Genomic DNA, 20,987 nt, shown 5'->3' with positions numbered 1-20,987 from the left:
CCGATCGCCCGGCAGGAAGAGTCCTTCCCCGCATCCGTGGGGCTGGACGCTCACCCTCGTGGGTGTTGCTTCCGCCGGGCGTCCGGAGCGCCGCGGTCAGGTGATGCTGATGACCGCCGTCGGGCACCCGTCGGCGGCCTTCTCCACCGCCGCGCGCTGCTCGTCGCCGGGGGTGGCGTCGAGCAGGATCACCGTGCCGTCCTCGTCGTCCTGGTCGAAGACGTCGGGCGCGAAGAGCACGCAGGTGCCCGCGCCGCAGCAGAGGTCCTTGTCGATCTCGATCCGCATCACGGCCACCGCCTCACCAGCGCACCGGCAGTTCGAGGACGCCGTAGGTGACCATCATTTCCCGGGTGCCGATCTCCTCCGGCGGAACGGCGAGCTCCAGCCGGGGGAAGCGGCGCAGCAGCGACTCGTAGCCGACGGCGAGCTCCAGGCGGGCCAGGTGGTGGCCCATGCACTGGTGGGGGCCGCTGCCGAAGGCGACGTGACGGGTGACACCGCGACGGATGTCGAAGGTGTCGGGGGCGTCGAAGCCGAGCGGGTCACGGTTGGCGGCGGGCAGCGACACCGCGACGACCTCGCCCTTGCGGATGGACAGCCCCTCGAACGCGAAGTCCTCGGCGGCGACGCGCAGCGGACCGACCTGCACCACGCTGAGGTAGCGCAGCAGCTCTTCGACGGCGTCGCCCATCAGGGACCAGTCGGCGCGCAGGTCGGCCAGCTGGTCGGGGTGGCGCAGGAGGGTGTAGGTGCCCAGCGCCAGCATGTTGGTGGTGGTCTCCAGCCCGGCGATGAGCAGGACGAGCGTGATGCCGAGCAGCTCTTCGTCGGTCAGGTCCGTCTCGGCGGTGAGTCTGCCGAGGATGTCGGGGCCCTGGTCCTTGCGTGCGGCGACGATCAGGGCGTTCAGCATGGCGCCGAGGCCCATCATCGACCGGTTCATCTCCTCCACGCCGGTGGAGAGGCTGAAGAGGACGTCGACGTGACGCCCGAACTCCGCGCGGTCCGCCTCCGGCAGCCCGAGCAGCTCCGAGGTGACCAGGGTGGGGAGCGGCTTGGCGAAGGCCGTCACCAGGTCGACGGGGCCGCCCGTGCTCTCCATCTCGTCCAGCAGGCGGTCCGTCATCTCCTGGATGCGCGGCCGGAGCTCGCGTACCCGCCGGACGGTGAAGTGCTTGCTCAGCAGACGGCGGTAGCGGGTGTGGTGCGGGGGGTCCATGTTGACGAACATGCCCGGGGGCAGTGCGTCGGGGTTCAGCTGGTTGCTGATCTCCTTCACCGGGTCGCGCTTGCCTTCCGGCAGGGAGCTGAACCGGGTGTCGCCCAGGACGGCCCGTGCGGTCTGCAGGCCGGTGACCAGCCAGCCGATGTGCCCGCCGGGGTAGAGCAGCGGGGTCATCGGGCCTTCCTCGCGTGCCTGCGCGAAGGGGGCGGGCGGGTCGAAGGGGCAGCCCGAGGGGCGCGCGGTGGGGAAGGGCCGCGGTAAGTGCTGTTCGGCTTCTCGCGATTGCGTCATGAACAGTGGGACCTCTTCGTCAGAGGAAAATGCGGGGGAAAGGGCTGTAACGTCCCAGAACCCTCCCATGCGCGTCCCTAGGGTTCTCCTTAGTGATGTGGCTCACCGGCTGCCGTGTGAGCTCGCTCTCAGTTTCTTCCGGTGGTGCGGGGCGGTCGGGTGGGCGACGGTGGCGTCGGGGTGCGCACCCGTACATCTCATCGTTTTGTCATCATGGCGGCGTGGGGCGACCCCCTTTGATCCAACTCGCCGATTCCGTCGGGCGTCACGCTCCGGCCGTGGCTCGCGCTCGGGCCGTGCGCAGACCGCTGAGCAGGCAGGCTTCGCCGCTGGGCGCCCCCCTGTCCACGGGAGTCCGAGCGGGCGGCCCGCAGTGAGAAACGCCGGGCCTGTGTGCACTCCAGGGACCGGAGATGTCAGGCTGTGCTCATGAGCAATGTGTTCTTCGACATCACCATCAACGACGAGCCCGCCGGCCGGATCGTCTTCAAGCTGTTCGACGACGTGGTCCCCAAGACCGCCCAGAACTTCCGTGAGCTCGCGACGGGTCAGCACGGCTTCGGCTACGAGGGCTCCAGCTTCCACCGCGTGATCCCGGCCTTCATGCTCCAGGGCGGCGACTTCACCCGTGGCGACGGCACGGGCGGCAAGAGCATCTACGGCGCCAAGTTCGCGGACGAGAACTTCCAGCTGAAGCACACCAAGCCGGGCCTGCTCTCCATGGCCAACGCGGGCCCGAACACCAACGGCTCGCAGTTCTTCATCACCACCATCGTCACCGACTGGCTGGACGGCAAGCACGTCGTCTTCGGCGAGGTCGTCGAGGGCATGGACCTCGTGAAGAAGATCGAGGCCCTGGGCTCGCGCAGCGGCGCCACGTCGGCCAAGATCACGATCGCGAAGTCCGGCACGGTCTGAGCCTGAGGCTCCAGCACCGCGTCAGCGACCGAGGCCCGGATCCCCGCCCCCACAGGGCGAGGGAGCCGGGCCTCGCGCCGTTCGACGGACGGCCCTCCGCCCTTGCGCCTGAACGCCCCCGGCCTTTACGCCGCCCCGGCCCTCACGCCTCGACGGGCTCCCACCTCGTCCCCTCCCCCGCAGCCCCGTGCACGGCGCGGCCGAACACGACGTCCGCGAAGTGCATGCCGTACCCGATCGTGTCGGGGCGGGCCATCTCCTCGACCAGGTCGCGCCGGAAGGACGTGGACTGCTCCGTGTCGTGGTCGACGGTCGCCCACCATTCGGGGTGGCCTATCTGGATCGGCGAGTGCAGGGCGTCGCCGAAGGCGATCAGACGGCGGCCGCCGCCGGAGATGACATAGGCGGCATGGCCCGCCGTGTGGCCGGGGGTGAGCATGACGCGGACCCCGGGGAAGATCTCGTCGCCCTCGGTCACCGTACGCACCCGAGGCTCCAGGACCGCGAGTATCTCCTCGCTCGTGCCGTGCTCCTCCGCGAGGTGACGGTGCGTCCACTCGGGCTCGGATATCAGGTAGTCGGCCGAGGTGAAGGCGGGCCCGTCCGTGCCCGGGGCCAGGTGGTGGGCCCAGCCGAGGTGGTCCACGTGGAGGTGGGTGAAGGCGACGGCCTCGATGGAGCCGGGGTCGCGGCCGATCTCGGCCAGACTGTCGAGCAGTGCGCCGCCCTCGATGGCGCCGACGGCGTTGCCCGGCTCGGCCGGGACGGACAGCGGGCCGACCCCCGCGTCGATGAGCAGGGCCCGGTCTCCGTGCTCGACCAGCAGTCCGCCGACGCTCGCGACCAGGTGGCCGGTCTCGTCGAGGTATTCGGCGTGCTCCGCCCACACCTCGTCGGTCGTGGCGGGCAGCCAGCCGCGCGGGGTGAGCCGGATGACTCCGTCGGGCACGTAGGTGACCTTCACATCGCCGAGCTGCAGTGAGCGGATGCCGGCCGGCCGCCGCAGCCGGAGCCGCTCGTCCCGGAGGCGCCCGTCCCGCAGCTGCTCGTCGTCATTGCGCTGGGAGTTGCCCATGTCCCGTCCCTTGGTGAAGTGATCGGCCGATCGGTCATCGGCTGAGATCAGCATAAGCTTCTAGCTTGAATGATTCAAGCTAGAAAGGTGCTGGCTTGATGGGTTCGCTAGAATGAGTGACATGACACCTGAGGAACCGCAGACCCTCGCCGAACGCCAGCTCTGCGGCCTGGTGAACGACCTCTCCCGGCGCATCTCCGACCACGTGCGCGAGCGCGCCTCCCGCCTCGGGCTGACCGCCCCTCAGGCCACGGCGCTGCGGGAGCTCACGGGGCCGATGACGATGCGCGAGCTCGCCGGCCGCATGGGGTGCGAGCCCTCCAACGCGACCTTCGTCATCGACAAGCTGGAGTGCCAGGGCCTCCTGGAGCGTCGCCCCCACCCCACCGACCGCCGCGCCAAGCAACTGGTCCTCTCCGCAGAGGGCACGGCGCTCCGTGAGCGCCTCGTCGGCCTGCTCGCCGAGGGCTCCCCCCTGCGGGGCCTGTCCCCCGTCGAGCAGGAGACCCTGCGCGGCCTCCTCGACCGCGCCGTCGCCGACCACTGACACCGCGCGACAACGAAGCAACACCGAAGCGCCACGGAAGCGACACCGGGGGCGCCCGGCGGCACGCGCCGTCAGTGGCCCGGTCTCAGTACCCCGACGGCCGCACCAGTCCCGTCTCGTAGGCGAAGACCGCGGCCTGCGTGCGGTCGCGCAGGCCCAGCTTGACGAGGATCCGCCCCACGTGGGTCTTGACGGTCTGCTCCGCCACGACCAGCCGGCCGGCGATCTCGGCGTTCGACAGCCCCTGCGCGATGAGGGACAGCACCTCGCTCTCGCGTTCCGTCAGCCCGTCCACGCGGTCCTTGGACGGCGCGTGCGGGGTGACGGTGAGCCGGGAGAACTCGGCGATCAGCCGCTTGGTGATGTTCGGGGCGAGCAGCGCGTCGCCGGCGGCGACCACGCGCACCGCCTGGGCGAGTTCGGCGGCCGAGGCGTCCTTCAGCAGGAAGCCGGACGCGCCCGCGCGCAGCGCCTCGTACACGTACTCGTCGAGGTCGAAGGTGGTCAGGACGAGGACCTTGACCGTGGCGCCGGCGGGGCCGGTGATGCGGCGGGTGGCCTCGATGCCACCGAGCCGGGGCATCCGGATGTCCATCAGGACGACGTCGGGCGCGAGCTCGTCGACCCGGGCGACGGCGTCGAGCCCGTCCACGGCCTGGCCGACGACCTCGATGCCGGGTTCGGCGTTGAGCAGCACCGTGAAGCCCTGCCGGACCATCATCTGGTCGTCGGCTATCACCACCCGGATCGTCATGCGTCGTCGTCCTTCGTCGCCGTGGGCAGGGGGAGCTCGGCCACTATCTCGTAACCGCCTTCCGGGGTCGGCCCGTCGGCCAGGTCGCCCCCCAGCATCGCGGCGCGTTCGCGCATGCCGGGCAGGCCGTGACCTGCGCCGCGGGAGGGCGGGGCCGGCCGGGCGGGGGCGGTGTTGACCACCCGGACCGTGAGTGCCGCCGTGCCGTAGGCGAGAGCCACCCGCACGTCGGCGCCCGGGGCGTGCCGCATGGCGTTGCTGAGCGCCTCCTGCACGATGCGGAAGGCCGAGAGCTCCACGCCGGGTCCGAGCGGGCGGACCCTCCCCGACCTGTCGACCTCCACCGCCTGCCCGGCTGCCCGCACGTTGGCCACCAGCTCGTCCAGCCGGTCCAGCCCCGGCTGCGGTGCGTGCCGGGCCGCGCCGGCCGTGTCGTCCTCCGAGCGCAGCACGCCGAGCACGCGGCGCAGCTCTGTGAGTGCCTCGACGGCGTTCTGCCGGATGCCGGCGAGGTTCTCCTTCAGCTCGTCGGGCGGGTCCTGGACGAGGTGCGGGGCGACCTGTGCCTGGATGGAGATGACCGACATGTGGTGGGCGACGACGTCGTGGAGCTCGCGGGCGATCCGCTGGCGCTCCTCCAGCAGGGTGCGCCGGGCCCGTTCCTCGGTGGTGAGCTGCTCCTGCTCGACCAGCCGGGTCCGGGACGCCCGGCTGAAGCGCAGGGCGGCTCCGACCACCGCCGCCGCCGCGAAGTACACCGAGCCCCGCTCCACGACCAGGTTGTGCGGGTGCGTCGCGAGGGCCGTGTGGACCGCTCCCGTCCCGATGGTGATCGCCAGCGCGACGGCGGTGACCCAGAGACGTACGCGCAGCGCGAGGAGGAGCAGGACGAGGGTGTGCAGCGCAATGCCCTCGATGCTCCAGGGCCAGAGCACGTTGGGGTCGGAGACGTCGTCCCTCATCACCGCGACCGCGCAGAGCAGGGCCGTCGACAGCCACCACGCGGGGACCGGGCGGGACAGCGCGAGGGCCACGGCGCCCGACTGGAGCGCGGCGAGCAGCAGCCCGGCCGCCGAGGTCCCGAGGACGCGGGCGAACGAGTTCGCGTTGGCCCAGCCCAGCAGCACGGCGAGCAGCAGCACGTGGAAGTGCGGCAGCCTGCCCGTCCAGGCCGAGCGGGGCAACGGATCGCGCGCCACCGTCAACAGGCCCTCGCGCACGGCACGCGGCACACCCCGCACGGCGGCCACCAGCTGCCGCCCCCTGTCCCCCCACGCCCCCTCGATCACAAGATCCACTTTAGACATGGCGCACATCCGCCGGCAGGGTGGCCCGTCGGCCGCGCACGATACGGGTCGGGCCGCCGCTCGCCCGCCGCCCCTGCTCGTACGCACGGAACGCCGACAGGCACACCAGCAGCGCCACCGCGAACACCGGCAGCCACGCCAGCCGCACCCACACCCACCCCGGGCCGTCGGGCCTGGTGTGCAGACCGGGCAGGGGCTCGCCCGCGAGCAGGCCGATCGCGGTGACGGCCATCATCGCCGTCTGGTGCCAGAGGAAGACGGTCATCGCGGAGAGGTTGACGAGCGCCACCGCGGCCCAGGCGGCCGGCCGCACCAGCCACCGCCGCAGCGGCCCGAGCAGCAGCGCCGCCGCGCCGCACTGGGCGAGTCCGAACGTCACGGCCGCCAGGGTGGGCGGGTTGAGGTTGGAGACCGCGGCGCCGGGCACTCCCACCATGGAGGCGGGGTAGCCGCCCCACAGGACGAGACCGGTGGTGGCGGTGGCGCCGCCGGCCAGCAGCGCCCATCCGGTCGTACGACCCCGCAGGGACCCGCGGGCCCAGGCCGCGCCCAGGCAGTACGGCACCAGCCAGCCCGCCGCCACGTTGATCCAGCCGAGCCGGGCCGGCCCGTCCAGTCCGAACCGGGCCAGGTCCACGAGCAGGACCACGGCCAGCGGCCACAGCGGGTGCAGTCGTACGACCAGCGGAGTCGCCGCCGTCAGAGCGGCGAAGACCAGCAGGAACCACAGGGGTGACAGGACCAGCTTGAGCAGCGTGTGCACGGTGTCCGGGCCCACGCCCGAGGCGAGCATCGTGCCCGCCGCCACGCCCCACACCACCAGCACGGCGGCGACCGGCCGGAACAGCCGCGCCGTCCGGGCCCCCAGCCATTGCGCGTACGTCGTCCCCCGGGCGCGGGCCGAGAGCAGGCCCTGCGCCCCCACGTACCCGCCGACCAGGAAGAACACCGCCAGGGTCTGGAACGCCCAGGAGGCCGGGGCGAGGTGGGGCAGGTGCTGGAGCGGGCTGGCGGCGCGCACCGTGCCGCTGTCCGTGATCAGGGCGGTCACCAGCCAGTGGCCGAGCACCACGCCGAGGACGGCGACGGCCCGCAGCGCGTCGAGGGCCCGGTCGCGGCCGGGCGGAGTGGCGGAGTCGATCCGCCGGACGAGGTCATGCACGACGGCCCTCCTCGGGGTGCGGTGCGTCGGCGACGATGCGGGCGATGTTCCGCAGGGGGACGGAGCCGGGTCTGAGGTAGTCGCTGTGGCCGCCCGTGCCGGCGTCGAAGACACGGGCGCCGAATCCCGGCGACACCGGATCGGCGCCCAGCCCGACGGTGGCGAAGGGCAGCCGGAGCCGTACGTGCGGCACCTCGGCTATCCAGTCGTCGGTGCCCCGGCCGGCCCAGACGGTGGCCCGGGTGTGCAGCTGCCCGACGTGGTCGGCGCCGGTGCCGGGGCTGCCGTAGAGCACGATGGCGGCGACCGGCAGGTCCGGGGCGGCCCGGGCGCAGACGACCGAGCCGTAGGAGTGGCAGAGCAGCGACATGCGCGCGGCGGGTGCGGCGGCGCTCAGTTCCCTCACGAAGTCGCGGAGCCCGGCGGCGGCGCTGCCGGCCCGCCCGGGCGTGAGCACGTCGGGGCTCAGCGTGGCCGGCGTCGCATACCCGAGCCAGGCGATGACCGCGGACCGGCCGCCCAGTTCCCGTTGCAGCGCCGTCGCCCCGGACCGGAGGCGTCCGTACCGGTCGAGGCCGGTGTCCGAGCCGGGGACGAGCACGGCGACGCGCTCGGCCCGGGAGAGGTCGCCGACGACCTCGGCGGACCGGCCGCCGTCCCGCCCGTCGAACGAGAGGAAGTGCCGCCCCGGCGCGGCCATGGTGCGCAGCGCGGCGGCCCGCCGCCGGTCGCCGTGGTCCGCGGCCGTCCGCGCGGCGGCCCGGATGTCGTTGCGGGTGGTGGCGTACCGCGCGGCGAGGGCGGCGGGCGTCGCGGACCGCAGGGGGGCCAGGGCGGTCGGTTCGGGCGCCGGGACGGCCGCGGGGTGCGCCATGCCCGACACCGGCACCGCCACCGATGCGGCGACGAGGGCGGCGAGCAGGGTGCGGCGCAGGCGGCTGCTGCGCGGGCGGGACGCCATGGGGAGGTCCTTCCGTACCGGTTTCTCTCACGTGCTGGTACGGAAGCTACGAAGGCCCGCACCTGGTCGGCGTCCCGCCGGGGAGCTCACTTCGGACGTGGCTCTCAGGTATGACGGGTACGGGGCGGGCCCCCGGGCGTGCGAGGACATCTCCCGGGGCCGACGTGTCCTCACCCCCCGCTCGTGCAGAGGCACGTAGGATCACACCCGGCCCCCTGGGTGATTTACGGCTTACATGCCCATAGGGGCGGTTTGCTGTTCCAGGGAGCCTGCGGCAGCGGGCGCACGGAGGGTGGCGGTGGCCATGGGCGGTTCTGCACCACAGGCCGGGGCGGTCGTCCGCGTTCCGGTCGTCCTCCGGGTGAACGGCACCGAGCACCGGATGGACGTGGACACCCGCACGACGCTGCTGGACGCGCTGCGGGACGGGCTGAAGCTGACGGGTACGAAGAAGGGCTGCGACCAGGGACAGTGCGGGGCGTGCACGGTGCACATCGACGGCAGGCGCGTGCTGTCGTGCCTGACCCTCGCCGCGAGCGCCGACGGCCGTGCGGTGCGGACGATCGAGGGGCTGGATCGGAACGGTGCGCCGCATCCCCTGCAGGAGGCGTTCGTCAAGCACGACGGCCTGCAGTGCGGTTACTGCACGTCGGGGCAGATCATGTCGGCCGTCGCCCTGATCGAGGAGGGCCGGGCGGGCTCCGACGACGACATCCGCGAGTTCATGAGCGGCAACCTGTGCCGCTGCGGCGCCTATCCCAACATCGTGGCCGCGATCCGCGAGGTGGCGGGCAGGGGGGACCGTGCGTAGCTTCGCGTACGTCCGGGCCACCACCGTCGAGCACGCGGTCGCCGAGGTCACGGCGGACCCGGACGCCACCTACCTCGCCGGGGGCACCACGCAGGTCGACCTGATGAAGGACGAGGTGTTCCGGCCCGGCCGGCTGGTGGACATCACCCGGCTTCCCCTGCGCGACGTCGTGAGCGAGGACGGCACGCTCGTCGTCGGGGCCCTGACGACCATGGAGGAGCTCGCCGCGCACGAGGTCGTGGCCGGCCGGCTGCCGCTGGTGCGGCAGGCGCTGCTGCTCGGCGCCTCGCCGCAGTTGCGGCACATGGCCACCCTGGGCGGCAACCTCCTGCAGCGGACGCGCTGCCGCTACTTCCGCGACCCGGGCGTGGCCTGCAACAAGCGCGAACCCGGCGCCGGCTGCAGCGCCGTCGACGGCTTCAACCGGATGCACGCGGTCCTCGGCACCAGCCCGGCGTGCATCGCCACCCACGCCTCGGACGTGGCCGTCGCCCTGGTCGCCGTGGACGCCTCGGTGCGCACCCGGGGACCGGGCGGCGAACGCGTGGTGCCGCTGACGGAGTTCTACCGCGTCCCGGGCACCACCCCGCACGTGGAGAACGTGCTCGCGCACGGGGAACTGATCACCCATCTGGAGATTCCGCTGCTGCCGCCCGGAGCCCGCTCGGGCTACCTGAAGGTCCGCGACCGTGCCAGTTACGAGTTCGCCCTCGCCTCCGTCGCGGCGGCCCTGGTGATCGAGGACGGGAGGATCCGCGCGGCACGGCTCGCCCTGGGCGGCGTCGGCACCGTTCCCTGGCGCGTGCCCCGGGCCGAGGAACTGCTGCGGGACGCCGCACCGGACGCGGAGGTCTTCTCGGCGGCCGCCGAGGCGGCCCTGAGCGGGGCCGTGGCGCAGTCCGGCAACGGCTTCAAGACCGAGCTCGGCAGGAGAGCCGTGGTACGGATGCTGAGCACCCTGGCGGAGGAGTCGGAGAACCATGGCCCACCCCGGCATCGGTGAGGGGATCGACCGCGTCGACGCGCGGGTCAAGGTGAGCGGCCGTGCCGCCTACCCCACGGACCACGACCGTCCGGACCTCGCGCACGCCGTCCTGGTGCAGAGCACCGTCGGCGCCGGACGCATCACCGCCGTCGACGCCTCCTCGGCCAAGGCCGCACCGGGCGTCCTCGCGGTCATCACCCACGAGAACGCCCCCGAGCTGCACGAGGCGCGCGACCGGAAGGCGACGCTGCCGCCGCCCCCGCTGCAGAGCGACCGGATCGTCCACCACGGCCAGACCGTCGCGGTGGTGGTGGCCGAGACGTTCGAACAGGCCACCGAGGGCGCCCTGCTGGTACGGGTCGAGTACGCGCCGGCCACGCCCGTCGTGCACATCGACGACCCCCGGGCCGAGCACGTCCACGACCCGTTCGGCAGCGACGACGGAACGGGCGACGTCGAGAAGGCCCTGGCCGCGGCGCCCGTGCGCGTCGAGCAGACCTACCGCACGGCGGTGAACACCAACCACCCCATGGGCCCGTTCGCCACCGTCGCCTCCTGGGACGGCGACGAACTGACCGTCCACGACTGCACCCAGGGCCCCTCCCGCACCCGGGCCGACCTCGCGGCAACGTTCAACGCACCGCAGGACACCGTCCGGGTCCTGGCCCCCTACCTCGGCGGCGGCTTCGGCGCGGGGCTGCGCACCTGGTCGCACACGGTCCTGGCCGCGGTCGCCGCGCGCCATGTGGGGCGCCCGGTGAAACTGGTGCTGACCCGCAAGCAGATGTTCACGTCGGTCGGGCACCGCCCCGACACCACCCAACGGCTCAGGATCGGCGCCACCCGCGACGGGCGGATCACCGCCATCGACCACGAGGCGCGGCAGACCCTCTCGATGTGCGACGTCAACACCGAGATGGTCTCCAGGGTCTCGCTGTCGGGCTACGCCAGCCCCAACCTCTCCGCCCGGGACGTCCAGGTCCGTGTGAACGTCCCCTCGCCCGGCTCCATGCGCGCCCCCGGTGACGGCCAGGGCAACTTCGCGCTGGAGTGTGCGCTGGACGAACTCGCTCACGAACTGGGCATGGACCCCCTCGAACTGCGGCTGCGCAACTACGCCGAGGAACACCCGGTGACGGGGCAGCAGTGGTCGAGCAACGACCTGCGCGAGTGCTACCGCGTCGGCGCGGAGGAGTTCGGCTGGTCACGCCGCACCCCCGAGCCGCGCTCCATGCGCCGGGGCCGGACACTCGTGGGCTACGGCATGGCCGGGACCTCGTTCTTCTTCTACCAGCCGCCGTGCTCGGCACGGATCACGGTCGGGCGCGACGGCCACGCCGTGGTGGGGAGCGCGGGCATGGACCTGGGCACCGGCACGTACACGGTGATGACCCAGCTGGCCGCGGAGCTGCTGGCACTGCCCCTGCAACGGGTGCACATGGTGATGGGCGACAGCTCCCTCCCCCAGGCGCCCTCGGCGGGCGGCTCCGGGCTGACCGGCAGCATGGGTTCGGCCGTCCACGCCGCCTCCCGGAACCTGATCCGCTCCTTCCTGGACCTGGTCCGCGACGACCCCGCATCGCCCCTGCACGGCGCCGGGGAGGACGACGTACGGGTGCAGGACGGCCGCATCGTGCGCAAGGACGGCGGCGGGGGCGAGAGCTACGAGGCGATCCTCACCCGGTACCGCCGGGAGGAGCTGACCGCCGAGGGATCGGCCGGGGCGCCCGCGGAGGACCGGCCCGTGGTCCCCACCGGCCCCTACGCCGCCAAGTTCGCCGAGGTGCACGTGGACCCGGACCTGGGCGTGGTCCGCGTGGCCCGCCTGGTGACGGCGGCGCACTGCGGACGCATCCTCAACGAGAAGACCGCCCGCAGCCAGCTCATCGGCGGCACGGTCGGCGGCATCGGCATGGCCCTGCTGGAGGAGACCATCACCGAACCCCGCACCGGGCGCATCGCCAACGGCACCCTCGGCGACTACCTCGTCGCCGTCAACGCCGACATCCCCGAGCTGGACGTCCACTTCGTCGGCGGCCCGGATCCCACCAACCCCAACGGCACCAAGGGCTGCGGCGAACTCGGCATTCCCGGCACCCCCGCCGCCATCGCGAACGCGGTCTTCCACGCCACCGGCACCCGCGTGCGCCATCTGCCCATCACCATCGAGGACCTGCTGTAGCACCGCCGTCCCCGGCCCCGTACGCACTGCCTCACGAGCACAGACATCACGAGCAAGCACCGGCATCAGGAGCATCACCGTGCTGGACATCGCACCCGAGCTGACCCAGTGGTGCGCGCAGGGGCGCGACTTCGCCGTGGCCACCGTCGTGGCCACCCGGGGGAGCACACCCCGGCAGCCCGGCGCCGCCCTCGCCGTCGACGCCGCCGGCACGGCGACCGGATCCGTCTCCGGCGGATGCGTCGAAGCCACGGTGTACGAACTGTGCCGCCAGGCCCTGGCCACCGGCACGCCCGTGCTCGAACGCTTCGGACACGACGAGAACGATCCCTTCGCCGTCGGCCTCTCCTGCGGCGGCGCGATCGACGTCCTCGTCACCCCCGTACGGGCCGGCACCCCCGCTGCCGACACGCTCACCACCGCGCTCGCGGCCGCCGCCCGGGGCGAGGCGGTGGCCGTCGTCCGGGCCCTCGACGGTCCCGCCGCTCTCCTCGGCCAGGTCCTCCTCGTCCGGCCGGACGACTCGCCGGACGCTTCACCGGACGGCTCGCCGAGCGGATCCCTCGGCGGTGACGTACAGCTGGACCGCGCGGCCGCCGACGCAGCGCGCGCGATGCTCGCCGCCGGCCGCACGTCCACCGTACGGACCGGCGCCGACGGCTCGTGGTGCGGCGGGGCGACGACGCTCCTGATCGAGACGACGGCGCCGCCGCCCCGCATGATCGTCTTCGGTGCGGTCGACTTCGCCTCGGCGCTCGTGCACGCCGGCAAGTTCCTCGGCTACCACCTGACCGTGTGCGACGCCCGGGCCGTCTTCGCGACCCGCCGCCGCTTCCCGCAGGCCGACGAGATCGCCGTCGACTGGCCCCACCGCTACCTCGACGCCCAGCAGCTCGACGCCCGGGCCGTCCTGTGCGTGCTCACCCATGACGCCCGGTTCGACGTGCCGCTCCTGGAACGGGCGCTGCGCCTGCCCGTCGCCTACGTCGGCGCCATGGGCTCGCGCCGCACCCACCACGAGCGGCTGCGACGGCTGCGCGCAGCAGGCTTGACCGGCCGGGAACTGGCGCGACTGCACTCCCCCATCGGCCTCGACCTCGGCGGCCGCACGCCCGAGGAGACCGCCCTGTCCATCGCCGCCGAGATCGTCGCCGAGCGCCACGGCGGCACCGGACGCCCCCTCACCGGCCTGCGCACCCCCGTGCACCGCGACCCGCCCCCGGCCCGGCGGGCCGCCGGCCGGCCGGAAGCCGTCGCCCCGGCGCTCCGCGCCTCTCGCGGCTGACCGGCGCTCAGGCGCCGGTGGTGGACCCGGGCCGGACGATCATCAGGACGGTCACGGTGGCCCACAGGAGGTTGAACATCCCCGTGTACATGGCCAGTCGCCCCGCGGCCCGGGCGACGGCCGCGGGTTCCTGCACCCGGCCCTCGTCCCCGAGTGCGGCGAGGAGGGAGCTCTGCCGCGGCAGCATCACGGCGGCGAGCACGCCGGCGGCGGCCACGGTCAGCGCGATCGAGGTGACGAGCCAGGGGCTGCCCAGCACGTGCATGGTGTTGGCGGTCGCCAGGCCGAACACCGGCACCGCGACCGCGACCACGGCGTACACCCGGCAGATGCGGTGCAGGGTCAGCACCGTGGCCAGGGCCCGCGCGTCGCCCGGGGCGGCCAGGGCACGCCGGGCGGAGGGCGGGAACATGCTGGCGGCCACGGTGACGGGACCGACGGTGACGACGGCCGCCAGGACGTGGAGCGTGAGGAGGAATTTCGTCATGGGTTGTCCCGGTACTGCGGCGCGTCGTACGGCACGATCTGGCACAGCATGCGCAGAGAGTCCTTCTGTGTGGGGAGAGTGCCCTCGGCGGGGGCACGGGCACCGACGCTAGTCACCCTCCGGACGCTCCAGCAGCGGCTGAAATGCCAGATGCCGACGGATTCTGGCCAGGCGCGCCGGCATGAGCGCGAACGCTCTACGGGGACGGTTCCTCGTAGTTGGGATTGTGCGGCAGCGGGGGTGAGAACGTCACCTTCCCGTCCGTCCACCGCGCCCGGTACTCCCGCGTGCCGCCCGTCGCGCAGCACATGGGGTCCCCCGGCTTGAAGAACGGGTACGAGATCCTGACCGTCGTCCCGTCCTGGGACACGACGCTGGAATTGCCGGTGCCGTGGGCGTCGTAGCCCGCGTAGTCGTTGCCGTGGAAGAAGAGCACGATGACGCAGTGGCCGTCGACGCTGCCCGTGCAGTGGCTGTGGATCGCCCGGAGGGGGCCGGAGAGCTTCCTCAGGACGCCGGGCTCGTCGTCGGCGGTGAACCCCAGGCGTTTGATGCGCAGCAGCGCGGCGTCGACGTCGAAGGGGGCGTTCGCACCGGACGGTGACGGCTGCCCGGCCGACGGGTTCCACAGGGAGCCGGGTCCGGTCGGGCGGGGACGGCCGTCGGTGCTGTTCACCGATGTGCACGAGGCCGTCAGCAGGAGGCAGGCGCCGAGGGCGGCGAGCCGGGCCGCTAGCCGCGATCGCATGCCGTCACCTCGAACAGGTAGCGTTCCAGCGTTCCGTAGTGCACCGTTCCCATGTCGCTGCGGGAGATGTCGCGCGTGACGCGCGAGCACAGGCTCGTGGCCCAGGCGTCCGGGGACGCCGGTCCGAGGTGAAATCTCACGTCCATGTCCTTGCCGGTGGTCAGGAGCATCCGTTCGCCGTCGGGTGACGGCACGACGGCCCGCACGTGAGCGGCCGCCGGTGTGCGGGTCCGTGTGATCAGGCCCTCCGGCCCCCACACCTCGAAGGCGTCGGGCCGCACGCTGACGACCCGTTCGGAGTGGGCGAGGAAGGCCGTGTAGCGGGCCGGGGCGGCGGGGACGGCGATCAGCCGGCGGCCGGATTCGACGTCCCTGATCTCCGTCTCCCCGTCCTGGCCGACCAGCATGAGGCGCTTGCCGTCCGGGCTGTACCGCACGGCCCGGTGCCAGTCGAGCAGCTGGGCCGTGAAGCCGGGCACGAGCACCGTGATGCGGCGCCGGGCCCGCACGTCCCACACCTCGGCCCCGCGGCGGTCGGGGGTCGTCAGGGCGACGCGTCCGGAACGCGGGTCCACCGTCATGGCGGTGGAGTAGCGGCGCTGGTCGACGGCCGCGTTCTGGGTGAAGAGCAGCGGCGGGCCGGTCCGCCGTCCGGTCGTCGTGTCCCATTGGGAGACGGCGCCGCCCGCCAGGACGGTCAGGAGGCCGCGCGGGCCGAAGCCCAGCCCGGCGACGTACGCGGCGTCGGGCGGGGTTCCGCCGGCGACGTCGACGCGCAGCCGGCGGAGCACGCGGAGGTCCGGCAGGCCGTAGAGCGTCACCGTCGGGTCCGTCAGGTCGCTCACGGCGAGGGTCTTCTCCGCCGGGTCGAAGACCGCGTGGTCCGGGATCCCGCCGTTCCGTGTGCGGTCCTCGGCGAGGCGGCGTCCCGTGGCCGCGTCCCAGAGCGTGACCGGGTTCCCCTGGGCCGCGGTCACCAGGTAGCGGCCCGAGGGGGAGAACTGTGCGGCCTCCGCGTCGCCGTGCCGGTCGGCCGGGCGCTCGTTGATGGTCCAGCCGGCGGCGCCCAGCGCATCGGGCGTGGGGGCGGACACGGCCAGGACCTCGGTGTCACGGGCGAAGACGATCCTGCGGCCGCCGTTGGCCAGGGAGTACCTGGTGTAGCGGCCGCGCGGGGCGTCACCGCCGGTGAACACACCGAGCTGCTGCCCGCCGTGCGCGTCGTAGACGGTCACCGTGTCGTTCCGGTACGCCACGACGACGTGGTCCGACACCGCGAGCGGCTCTTCCCCGGTGCTGCAGGGGATGGTCCGGGCGATGCGCGGGTCGGTGCCGCCGTCGGCCGGGTCGGTGACGTGCCACCGGTCGCCGATGCACTCCGCCACGACGGGGCGGGGCCCTGAGACGAACCACTGCACCGGGGCGTCCCCGCCGTAGACCGGTTCCTTCCTCGGTACGAGACGGCCACTGCGCGCGTTCCACACCAGGTCGCGGGTCGGGTGCTGCGCCACGACGTGCTCCCCGCTCGCGTCGAAGGCGAATCTCCACGCCGCGCCCTCGATCCCTGTGGGCGCTTGCAACGTGACCGCGGGGGCCGTGGGCCGGTCGAGGTCCCACACTTGTGCCGTGGTCTCCTCGGGAGGGTGCGAGAGGAGGCGGTGGCCCGTCCGGTCGAAGGCCAGGTCGTCGACGCTCCCGCCACCACCGGCGGTGCTGGGGGCGCCCTGGAGCGTCAGCACGACCGTGCGGCTGCGCGTGTCCCACAGGCTGATGCGGTTCCCGTCGCCGCCGAGCGCCAGCCGCGTGCCGTCGGGGCTGACCGCCACGGCCGAGACGTGGTCCCGCTGCGCCAGGGACGAGATCCCGCCCGACGCCGGCACGCGCCAGACCGTCAGCCTGCCGGAATCGGTCCGGACGGCGATCACCTGCCCCGAGTCGTCCAGTGCCGTGGCCGCGACGGTCCCCTGCGCGGGCAGCACGGCGTCGTAGCGGGCGCCGGCCAGGTAGCGGTCGAAGAGGTTGTCCCGGGCCTGCTGGGTGGGAGCTGTCCGCCACGCCGCGACGGACAGCAGGGCCGACGGTTCGAGGCGGGACGTGGCCTGGCGTTGGGCCTCCTGCACGAGCCCGCCCGACAGCTCCGCCGCCCTGTTGTCCCGTACGGTCGAGAGGCTGGCGCCGGCGAGGGCCGCCATCGCCGTGACGACAGCCGTCGCCGCGAAGGCCCCGTGGAGGCGCCGGCGCCGCCGCCGTTCCGCGCTCGCCCGGATGTACGCGCGCTCGCCCTCGGGAACGTCGTCCTGCCGGTCGTCGCGCAGGCGCTTCTCCGCCTCGCGCAGCTCCGGGCCGCGCATGAGCAGGGCCCGGTCGCGATCGCTCAGTTCCCAGCGGCCGATCCGCGCGCGGAGGTGCTCCTGCCAGCTGCGGAAGTCCCGGTCCGCGTCGACCCAGGAGCGCAGCGTGGGCCAGTGTTCCAGCAGGGCTTCGTGGGCGAGCGAGACCGTCTCCACGCCGTCGGAGGACCGGTCGAGGTGGACGAGGCGCTGCACGGCCAGGTACTGGGCCGCTTCCCAGCACGCGGGGTGCAGTTCGGGCCGGCGCGCCGTGCGTCCGGTGTCGACGGGGCTGTCGGTGGCGGCGTCGCCCGGCCTGACGAGCTGGACGAACAGCCGGCGCACCCCGTCCCGCAGGTCTCCCAGCCGCTCCTTGACGGCCCGTTCCGCGTGCGTCGCGAGGGCGCCCGCGACGCGGCCGGTCTCCTCGTAGGCCGCGTGCGTGAGCACTCCCCGGAGGCGGCGCTCCCACAGGAGGGTGAGGGCGAATTCAAGGAGGGGCAGGGCTCCGGGGCTCCTCCCGGCGTCGTCCAGCAGGCGCTCCGCGAGCCGTTCCTCGAACCGCACGGCGCCGTGGAAGGAGTCCACCGGTGAGAGCACCACGTCGCGGAGCTGCTCGCCGGACAACTTGTTGACGAAGAACGCCGAGGTCTCGCAGGCACGGTCGAGCGCCGGGAAGCGGCGCAGGGAGGTGAGGAAGTCCAGCCGTAGCGTGAAGACCAGGCGTACGAGCGGGCCGCCGTCGGCGGTCCGCCACTCGGTCATGCGGACGACGTGGTCGACCAGTGCGTCCGCGGCATCGGGCGGACAGCGGAAGAGGACCTCGAACTGATCGATGAAGACGAGGAGCTGGGACGTCCCGGAGCGGGTGAGGGCCTCCTTGACGACGGGAGCGGCCGCTCCGTCCCGTAACCGGCGCGCCAGCCGGTCCAGTCGTTCCGTCACCTCGTCCGAGGCGCTGTCCTGCTCGGGCGGGGCGTCGAGCAGGGGCAGGAGGGCCGCGGCGAGCATGTGCTCCGCCCGCACGGCCGGTTCGGGGACCAGGGTCGCCACGCTGTAGTCGCCGCGCCGCCGCAGCCGGGGGAAGAGGCCGGCCTGGACGAGCGAGGACTTGCCGACTCCGGACGCCCCGACGACGGGGACGACGGCGGACGTCGTCACCGTCTCGGTCAGTTCCTCGATCTGGGTGGAGCGCCCGAAGTAGTGCGCGGCGTCCTGTTCCCGGAAGGGCATGAGCCCCCGGAACGGCGAGGGCAGCGTCGCGTAGCGGCGCAGCTCGGGATGGGCGTCGATCAGCACGTCAGCCGTGATGGCGTACGCCGCCCGGCCCTGGAACCGCCGGTCGGTGGCGACGACCATGCCGACGACGGCCTTGAGGCGGTCGTCCCACAGCGGGGCGCCGCTGAACCCCTGCAGGATCTCGCAGGCCCCGGTGCTCTCGATCTGCACCCAGCCGCGGCCGCGCTCGTCGACGATCCTGCCGGACGACCAGACGCCGTCGTCGTCGCCCTTGCCGGGGGGAAAGCCGAAGGTGGTGAAGGGGTGGTCCCGCAGGGTGTCCATGTCCAGCAGCAGGACGGGCTCCGCTCCGGGCGGCGGGTCCTCGGCGAGCGAGAGCACGGCGATGTCGCCCGTGCCGTCGGTGGCGACGGGTACGTGCCGGACCAGGGTCGCGGTCTGCTGCCGGGGCGCGCCGGCGAGCGGGAAGTCCAGCTGGACGGTCAGTCCCGGGGGCAGGGCCACCGCGTCGTGCTCGCCTGCGATGGCCGAGATGACGTGTCCGCAGGTCAGGACCGTCCGGGGGGCGGCCAGGAAGCCGGCGCCCTCCGGAGCGCCGGGCGACCAGAGCCGGGCGACGCCGGGGTTCGGCGCGGGTCCGGGCATGGAGCGGCTTTCCTTCTTCTCGCTGTTCCTTCGGGTCGCTGTGGTCAGCCGACCGCGGTCGTGGCGCCGTTGGCGGTGACGGCCCTGGTGAGCGGCAGTGCGTCGGGGTGCTGACCGTCCCATTCCAGGGTGAGGGTCAGGGAGGCTTCGCCGGCGGTCTTGGCGAGGAAGACGCCGGTCTCCGCCGAGAGCTTCAGGCCCAGTTCCAGGACGACCTTGTCCGGCCGGCGGGGGAGGTCGGCGAGCCGGCCGACGACGGCGTGGGCCGCGTCCCGCACGCTGTCCAGCCCGCGCTCCAGGGTGTGCGTGGCGTGGGGCACGGGCCCTCCCCCGCGCGCGACCCTCACGACCGCCTGGGGATCGTCGTCGACCTCGACCAGGACGGCTCCGCCGTTTTCGAGCGGCACTCTCAATAAGTTGGGCATCGGCTGCTCCCCCTCCTGCTGCTCCGCTGATGCGGAACGTGCGGGGCACACTAGCGAGCGGCGGAGTGCCGCGGCCGGCGTTCCGGGAAGCTGTACCCGTCGGTGTGGTCTTTTCATCGGACCGGGGCGGCGGGGTGCGGCGGCACTGGTTCAGTCGCTCGGCAGGACCTTGCGGAGTGCCGCGTCCAGTTCCTTCGCGGCGTCCTCGTCGGACGCCGACCGGGCCTTCGCCGAGGTGTGCAGCCTGCTCAGCTCCCTGGTGAAGGCGTGGGTGAACGCCCCGTAGAGCGGTGTGCGCGGGCGCAGGGCCGCCGCTTCCAGGGCGGGCAGGAGCGTGTCGCGGGCGTACAGGGGGCGCCGGGACGTGTCGCGCGGCATGTCGCCGCCGCCTCCCTCGGACGACGCCGATGCGCTGGGCGCCGCACGGTCATCGTTGCAGGAGGTTCCGGAGTCGGTGTAGGCGGATTTGCGGGTCGCCGCGAAGCCGGCGTCGAGGAGGCAGCGTTCGCTGGTCCGGTCGGCGAGGAAGGCGACGAGCTCCTGGGCCTTCTTCACCCGTGCCTCGGGCATGGCGGGGTTGGCGGCCACGGCGAGGTTCTGGCCGCCCAGTGCGGCCGCGCCGGGCAGGGGGACGACGCCGAGCTTGCCGTTGCCCAGGGCTTGGTGGAGGGTCCGGTAGGCGTAGGGCCAGTGGCGCAGGAAGGCCGTCCGGCCCTCCGCGAAGTCCTTGAGGGTGCCGGCCTCGTCCGATTCGAAGGCGTCGTCGAGCGTGTGCGGGTTCTCGGTCCGCCGCCGGAATTCCGCCACGCCCTTCGTCAGCTGCTGCTGCGAGGCGGAGTAGTCGCCGTCCTCGTCGGTGAGCCGTGCCCCGGCGGAGGCGAAGGCTTCGGTGCCGTTGACGGTGAGCCCTTCGTAGGCTGCGAGCTGGCTCGTCCAGGCGCCCCGGTAGTTCTTCGACTTGTCGGTCTTGTCGGCCCGTGCCCATGCGTCCACCGCGTCCATCAGCGAGGCCACGTCGTTCCACGTCGTGTGTCTGCCCGCGAGCGCGGCCAGTTTCCTCTCGTCGATTCCGGCGCCGTCGACGAGGTAGTCGCGGCGGTAGTACAGCAGCCCGACGTCGCTGTTGTAGGGCGCGGAGTAGACCTTGCCCTTCCAGCGGGCGGTGGCGGCCACCTTGGCGAGGACGTCACCGTCGTCGGCGAAGTCCTTGGGCAGTTCCCGGACGAGGCCGGCCGCGGCGAACTCCGCGACCCAGGTGACGTCGAGGTTCACGACGTCGTAGCCGGCACTGCCGGACTGCAGCGCCGCCAGGAGCTGGCTCCGCTGCAGGTCCGCGGAGCCGGGCAGGATGACGGCACGGGCGCGGTAGGGCGAGTTCTCCTTCTCCTGCAGCTCGTTCCACGCCTCGACCAGGCGTTTGCGGATGCCGTTCTTGCCGGTGACGTCCACGCCGGTGGCGATGACGAGCTGGGTTCCGGTCAGTGGCGGTGCCGACGCCTTCCCGGTGTGCCCGCCGGGCTCGTCCTCCCCGGAGCAGGCGGTCGCGGCCAGCACCAGTGCGGCACACCAGGCGAACGGCCGGACGATCCTCGGGTGTTTCATTCTGC

18 protein-coding genes are annotated in these 20,987 nt (G+C 73.1%); 6 read left to right on the top strand and 12 right to left on the bottom strand.

What is annotated here, in order from left to right; genetic code table 11:
- Positions 1–96: 96 nt before the first annotated feature.
- Together LE181_RS07480 and LE181_RS07475 are read right to left on the bottom strand one after the other, a co-directional pair.
- Positions 97–288: a ferredoxin gene (locus LE181_RS07480; protein ID WP_225660381.1), complete on the bottom strand. Its 192-nt coding sequence runs from the start codon at positions 286–288 to the stop codon at positions 97–99.
- Between the two features lie 13 nt (positions 289–301).
- Positions 302–1,519: a cytochrome P450 gene (locus LE181_RS07475; RefSeq protein ID WP_225660380.1), complete on the bottom strand. Its 1,218-nt coding sequence runs from the start codon at positions 1,517–1,519 to the stop codon at positions 302–304.
- 429 nt (positions 1,520–1,948) lie between these two features.
- Here LE181_RS07475 and LE181_RS07470 point away from each other — a divergent pair, with 429 nt between their 5' ends.
- A complete protein-coding gene (locus tag LE181_RS07470; RefSeq protein WP_225660379.1) occupies positions 1,949–2,437 on the top strand; it encodes a peptidylprolyl isomerase in 489 nt (162 codons plus the stop codon).
- 142 nt (positions 2,438–2,579) lie between these two features.
- Here the strand turns inward: LE181_RS07470 and LE181_RS07465 are convergent, their stop codons facing one another.
- Positions 2,580–3,512: an MBL fold metallo-hydrolase gene (locus LE181_RS07465; protein WP_225660378.1), complete on the bottom strand. Its 933-nt coding sequence runs from the start codon at positions 3,510–3,512 to the stop codon at positions 2,580–2,582.
- 121 nt (positions 3,513–3,633) lie between these two features.
- Here LE181_RS07465 and LE181_RS07460 point away from each other — a divergent pair, with 121 nt between their 5' ends.
- Positions 3,634–4,059 carry a MarR family winged helix-turn-helix transcriptional regulator gene (locus LE181_RS07460; RefSeq protein WP_225660377.1) on the top strand — a complete coding sequence of 142 codons (426 nt, stop codon included), beginning with the start codon at positions 3,634–3,636 and terminating at the stop codon, positions 4,057–4,059.
- Positions 4,060–4,144: 85 nt separating this feature from the next.
- Here LE181_RS07460 and LE181_RS07455 read toward each other — a convergent pair whose 3' ends face one another.
- Genes LE181_RS07455 through LE181_RS07440 form a run of 4 tightly spaced genes read right to left on the bottom strand, consistent with a single transcriptional unit; the run spans position 4,145 to position 8,243 of the window.
- Positions 4,145–4,813, bottom strand: a complete 669-nt coding sequence (locus LE181_RS07455) for a response regulator (RefSeq protein ID WP_225660376.1) — start codon at positions 4,811–4,813, stop codon at positions 4,145–4,147.
- Positions 4,810–6,120: a sensor histidine kinase gene (locus LE181_RS07450; protein WP_372458278.1), complete on the bottom strand. Its 1,311-nt coding sequence runs from the start codon at positions 6,118–6,120 to the stop codon at positions 4,810–4,812. Before LE181_RS07450 ends, LE181_RS07455 begins: the two co-directional genes overlap by 4 nt.
- The gene (locus LE181_RS07445; RefSeq protein ID WP_225660375.1) at positions 6,113–7,282 is read right to left on the bottom strand and encodes an acyltransferase family protein; all 1,170 of its coding nucleotides are present in this window, start codon (positions 7,280–7,282) and stop codon (positions 6,113–6,115) included. The genes LE181_RS07450 and LE181_RS07445 overlap by 8 nt, the downstream gene beginning before the upstream one ends.
- Positions 7,275–8,243, bottom strand: a complete 969-nt coding sequence (locus LE181_RS07440; protein WP_225660374.1) for an alpha/beta hydrolase — start codon at positions 8,241–8,243, stop codon at positions 7,275–7,277. The genes LE181_RS07445 and LE181_RS07440 overlap by 8 nt, the downstream gene beginning before the upstream one ends.
- Before the next feature lie 304 nt (positions 8,244–8,547).
- Here LE181_RS07440 and LE181_RS07435 point away from each other — a divergent pair, with 304 nt between their 5' ends.
- The 4 genes from LE181_RS07435 to LE181_RS07420 all read left to right on the top strand — a co-directional run bounded on the left by LE181_RS07435 (position 8,548) and on the right by LE181_RS07420 (position 13,506).
- Complete coding sequence (locus tag LE181_RS07435; protein ID WP_225660373.1) at positions 8,548–9,054, top strand: (2Fe-2S)-binding protein; 507 nt, start codon at positions 8,548–8,550, stop codon at positions 9,052–9,054.
- Entirely contained in the window at positions 9,047–10,057 is a 1,011-nt protein-coding gene (locus LE181_RS07430) for an FAD binding domain-containing protein (protein WP_225660372.1), read from the top strand. The genes LE181_RS07435 and LE181_RS07430 overlap by 8 nt, the downstream gene beginning before the upstream one ends.
- Complete coding sequence (locus tag LE181_RS07425; protein WP_225660371.1) at positions 10,035–12,221, top strand: xanthine dehydrogenase family protein molybdopterin-binding subunit; 2,187 nt, start codon at positions 10,035–10,037, stop codon at positions 12,219–12,221. The genes LE181_RS07430 and LE181_RS07425 overlap by 23 nt, the downstream gene beginning before the upstream one ends.
- 79 nt (positions 12,222–12,300) lie before the next feature.
- Positions 12,301–13,506 (top strand): XdhC family protein, encoded by a 1,206-nt coding sequence (locus LE181_RS07420; protein ID WP_225660370.1) that lies wholly within the window; start codon positions 12,301–12,303, stop codon positions 13,504–13,506.
- Positions 13,507–13,513: 7 nt separating this feature from the next.
- Here LE181_RS07420 and LE181_RS07415 read toward each other — a convergent pair whose 3' ends face one another.
- The 5 genes from LE181_RS07415 to LE181_RS07395 form a co-directional block, all read right to left on the bottom strand.
- Complete coding sequence (locus LE181_RS07415) at positions 13,514–13,993, bottom strand: DUF2269 family protein (protein WP_225660369.1); 480 nt, start codon at positions 13,991–13,993, stop codon at positions 13,514–13,516.
- Positions 13,994–14,189: 196 nt separating this feature from the next.
- Positions 14,190–14,741: an LppP/LprE family lipoprotein gene (locus LE181_RS07410; protein ID WP_225660368.1), complete on the bottom strand. Its 552-nt coding sequence runs from the start codon at positions 14,739–14,741 to the stop codon at positions 14,190–14,192.
- Positions 14,726–18,955 (bottom strand): nSTAND1 domain-containing NTPase, encoded by a 4,230-nt coding sequence (locus tag LE181_RS07405; RefSeq protein ID WP_225660366.1) that lies wholly within the window; start codon positions 18,953–18,955, stop codon positions 14,726–14,728. The genes LE181_RS07410 and LE181_RS07405 overlap by 16 nt, the downstream gene beginning before the upstream one ends.
- 44 nt (positions 18,956–18,999) lie before the next feature.
- Positions 19,000–19,362 (bottom strand): CU044_2847 family protein, encoded by a 363-nt coding sequence (locus LE181_RS07400; protein ID WP_225660365.1) that lies wholly within the window; start codon positions 19,360–19,362, stop codon positions 19,000–19,002.
- Positions 19,363–19,530: 168 nt separating this feature from the next.
- Entirely contained in the window at positions 19,531–20,982 is a 1,452-nt protein-coding gene (locus LE181_RS07395; RefSeq protein WP_225660364.1) for an extracellular solute-binding protein, read from the bottom strand.
- Positions 20,983–20,987: the final 5 nt, after the last annotated feature.

Origin of the sequence: Streptomyces sichuanensis (assembly GCF_020328095.1) — a bacterium.
In the GTDB taxonomy this organism is placed as follows: domain Bacteria; phylum Actinomycetota; class Actinomycetes; order Streptomycetales; family Streptomycetaceae; genus Streptomyces; species Streptomyces cinnamoneus.
Note: the sequence above shows the minus strand (reverse complement) of the source record. Positions and strands in the feature narration are given on the sequence as shown.